The sequence below is a fragment of the Mesorhizobium sp. M8A.F.Ca.ET.021.01.1.1 genome (genome assembly GCF_003998025.1).
GTDB lineage: Bacteria > Pseudomonadota > Alphaproteobacteria > Rhizobiales > Rhizobiaceae > Mesorhizobium.
The window spans coordinates 1-2,321 of record NZ_RZSJ01000768.1 but is presented as its reverse complement, the minus strand read 5'-3'; the positions used below and the strand labels follow the sequence as shown (position 1 = coordinate 2,321).

Sequence of the window (2,321 nt, the reverse complement as noted above, 5' to 3'; positions counted from 1 at the left end):
GGGCAGCCTGGAGGATTCACGCCTGGTGGCACGCAAGGTGGCGACGCGGCGCCGGCTGCTCTGCGCCGCTCCCTCCTATCTCGCCCGCAGGGGCCGGCCGGAGACACCGCAAGCGCTGCTCGACCATTCCTGCCTGGGCTTCTCGGGCTTCCAGACCTTTCCGGCCTGGGAGATGACCGACCGTGAGGGCCGGCGCGCGCGCGTCGAGGTTTCGGGGTCGTTGGTCACCGACGATGCCGAGGTGCTGGTCCAGGCCGCCGTGCAAGGCATCGGCCTGATGATGAGCACCGACTGGCTGGTCGGCCGCGAACTCGCCGATGGCCGGCTGGTATCCGTGCTGGAGGAGTGGACGCTGGCGGACGAAGGCGCGGTCTATGTCGTCACGCCCTCGGCCAAGGGAAAAGCCGCCAAGACCCGCGCCTTCGCCGACTGGATCGGCAAGCGCTTCGCGCCGGAGCCGCCCTGGCGGCGGTAAAGCCTCTGACCCGCTGGCGGTAGAGACTACGCGCTCCGCCTTCAGGGTCCATGAGCCGCCAGCGGCGTGCCGATATCCGACACGAGTTTGACGAGGTCGGCTTGGCGTCTCGTGCCGGTTTTGGCGAAGATTCGATTGAGGTGGGTCTTCAAGGTGTTCTCACCGATGCCGAGCGACGACGCGCTCTTGGACGCTGACAATCCGCTGCCGATCCGCAGCAGCACCCGCGCCTCCGCGGGTGTGAGGTCGAACAGCGTGGTCAGAACGGCCTCCGGGAGGGGAGAAGACGATGTCGTCGTCGATATGAACACAGCCGCGCATGCCGGCCGGAAAACCGCGCGCGCCGTTCCTTCAGTCAGCGGCAACACATAGGCAACGGCGGGCGGCTGGCCCTGGGCCGAAACCGGCAGCCCTATGCCGCGCGCGCCAAGCGAAGCATCCGCGCTCGCCGCACTGGCGATCGCGTCCAGCAGGGCGCGGGCCACCACCGGATTCTGTGCCTGGAGCACGCCGTTCCTGGAGAGAATGGGACCCTGCACCGAAAACATCTGTTCGGCGGCCGCATTCGCATGGAGGATTGCTCCGTTGGCGTGGGTAAGCACGACAGGCACAGCCAGATGATCGAGCGCCTGGCGATAAAGATGGGTGGTGACGCGGCCCTGGTCGAGCAGATCTCCGATCAGCGAAGCACGACGCAGATGCGGCGAGAGCAATGCCAGGAAATGCTGCTCTTCGATCGAAATACCTCCCCTGCTGGCGCGCGTGGTGCAGCCCAGAAGCCCGATTCGGTCCGGCGTATGAACGAATTTGGTGATGCAAGCCTCGCGCAGTCCCTGCGGTTTGGCCCAGTTCTGAAAAAACGGCGTCAGCTGGAGTTCGCTTTCGCTCATGAGCGACAGCGTCGCAACCGGCCGGTCGACATCGCCGACCACCGCTGCCTTCAGTCCGGGAATTCCATCAAAGTCATAGTCCTCCTCTAGCACCCGCATCTGCACGGGATCCCAAGGCGACTGAGCCGCGAAGCGGCCGCTATTATGGGCGGTGCCGGCAAGGGCGATGGTGGTGTAGGCCGCGTCGACGGCTTTCGTGACGCGGGTCATGACTCCGGCCCAGCCTTCCGGGTTCAAGACGCAATCATAGATATCGCCGATAATCGAACTCAGGACTTCGCTGCTCAGCCTTTCCACCACACCTCCAGGCACGCCCCGATCTCGCCTCGGAGGAATTTGTGACGTCATACTTTTGGATGACGCCAGTCGCGGCCGCTCTCGACTATGGGTTCAACTTGATCGCCTGAACGCCGGGCCGCCACTGTTGCCGGTTATTGTCGCAATGGAAAGCATCGCGTTCGATATTTTTTAAGCCGTGGATACTTGTCGAGGTTCCCCATTGTCTCGAAAGACGGTGTTTTCATCGGCGCGGTTGTCACCGCATCTTGACGAACGCGAACGATTTTCCCTGTGGCAAAACATCCATGTCGCGGAAATATTGTCGGTCGAACACGGCAGTCCGGAAAACCTGCCCTTCGAAGCGTCCATCGAGGCCACGGCTGTCGGTTCAGTGGTTCTCGGCCAGATGTCCGGAACCATCGAGCAGGCGACAAGGAAAGCGAGCAACATCGCCAATGACGGTTATCTGTTGCTGATCAACAAGGCCGACACCGTGTTGTCAGGGGTACAGGTCGGCCGCGAATATGCCGTCGGTCAGGGAGAGGCCGTGCTCGTCACTGCATCGGAAGCTCTGAAAATGACCTATGCCGACAGCAATGCCTGGACGAATGTGGTGATCCCACGCGCGATCCTCCTGCGTGCCTTCCCGCAGATCGATGACAGGCTGGGGTTGAAGA

General features: G+C 62.9%; 2 protein-coding genes and 1 pseudogene. 2 read left to right on the top strand and 1 reads right to left on the bottom strand.

The window, feature by feature from the left end; genetic code table 11:
- Positions 1 to 475: substrate binding domain-containing protein (locus EOA36_RS33560; RefSeq protein WP_210212442.1), on the top strand; the 475-nt coding region annotated here is incomplete at its 5' end.
- 41 nt (positions 476 to 516) lie between these two features.
- Here the strand turns inward: EOA36_RS33560 and EOA36_RS33555 are convergent.
- Positions 517 to 1,464 (bottom strand): helix-turn-helix transcriptional regulator, encoded by a 948-nt coding sequence (locus EOA36_RS33555; protein ID WP_245464542.1) that lies wholly within the window; start codon positions 1,462 to 1,464, stop codon positions 517 to 519.
- Between the two features lie 400 nt (positions 1,465 to 1,864).
- On the opposite strand from EOA36_RS33555, the pseudogene EOA36_RS33550 reads away from it, so the two are divergent.
- Positions 1,865 to 2,321 (top strand): annotated as a pseudogene (locus EOA36_RS33550) (AraC family transcriptional regulator); the annotation flags it as partial.

Bases quoted from the DNA above. Each gene is read 5' to 3' on its own strand.
- EOA36_RS33555 (WP_245464542.1), bottom strand. From the start codon at position 1,464: ATGCGGGTGCTAGAGGAGGACTATGACTTTGATGGAATTCCCGGACTG.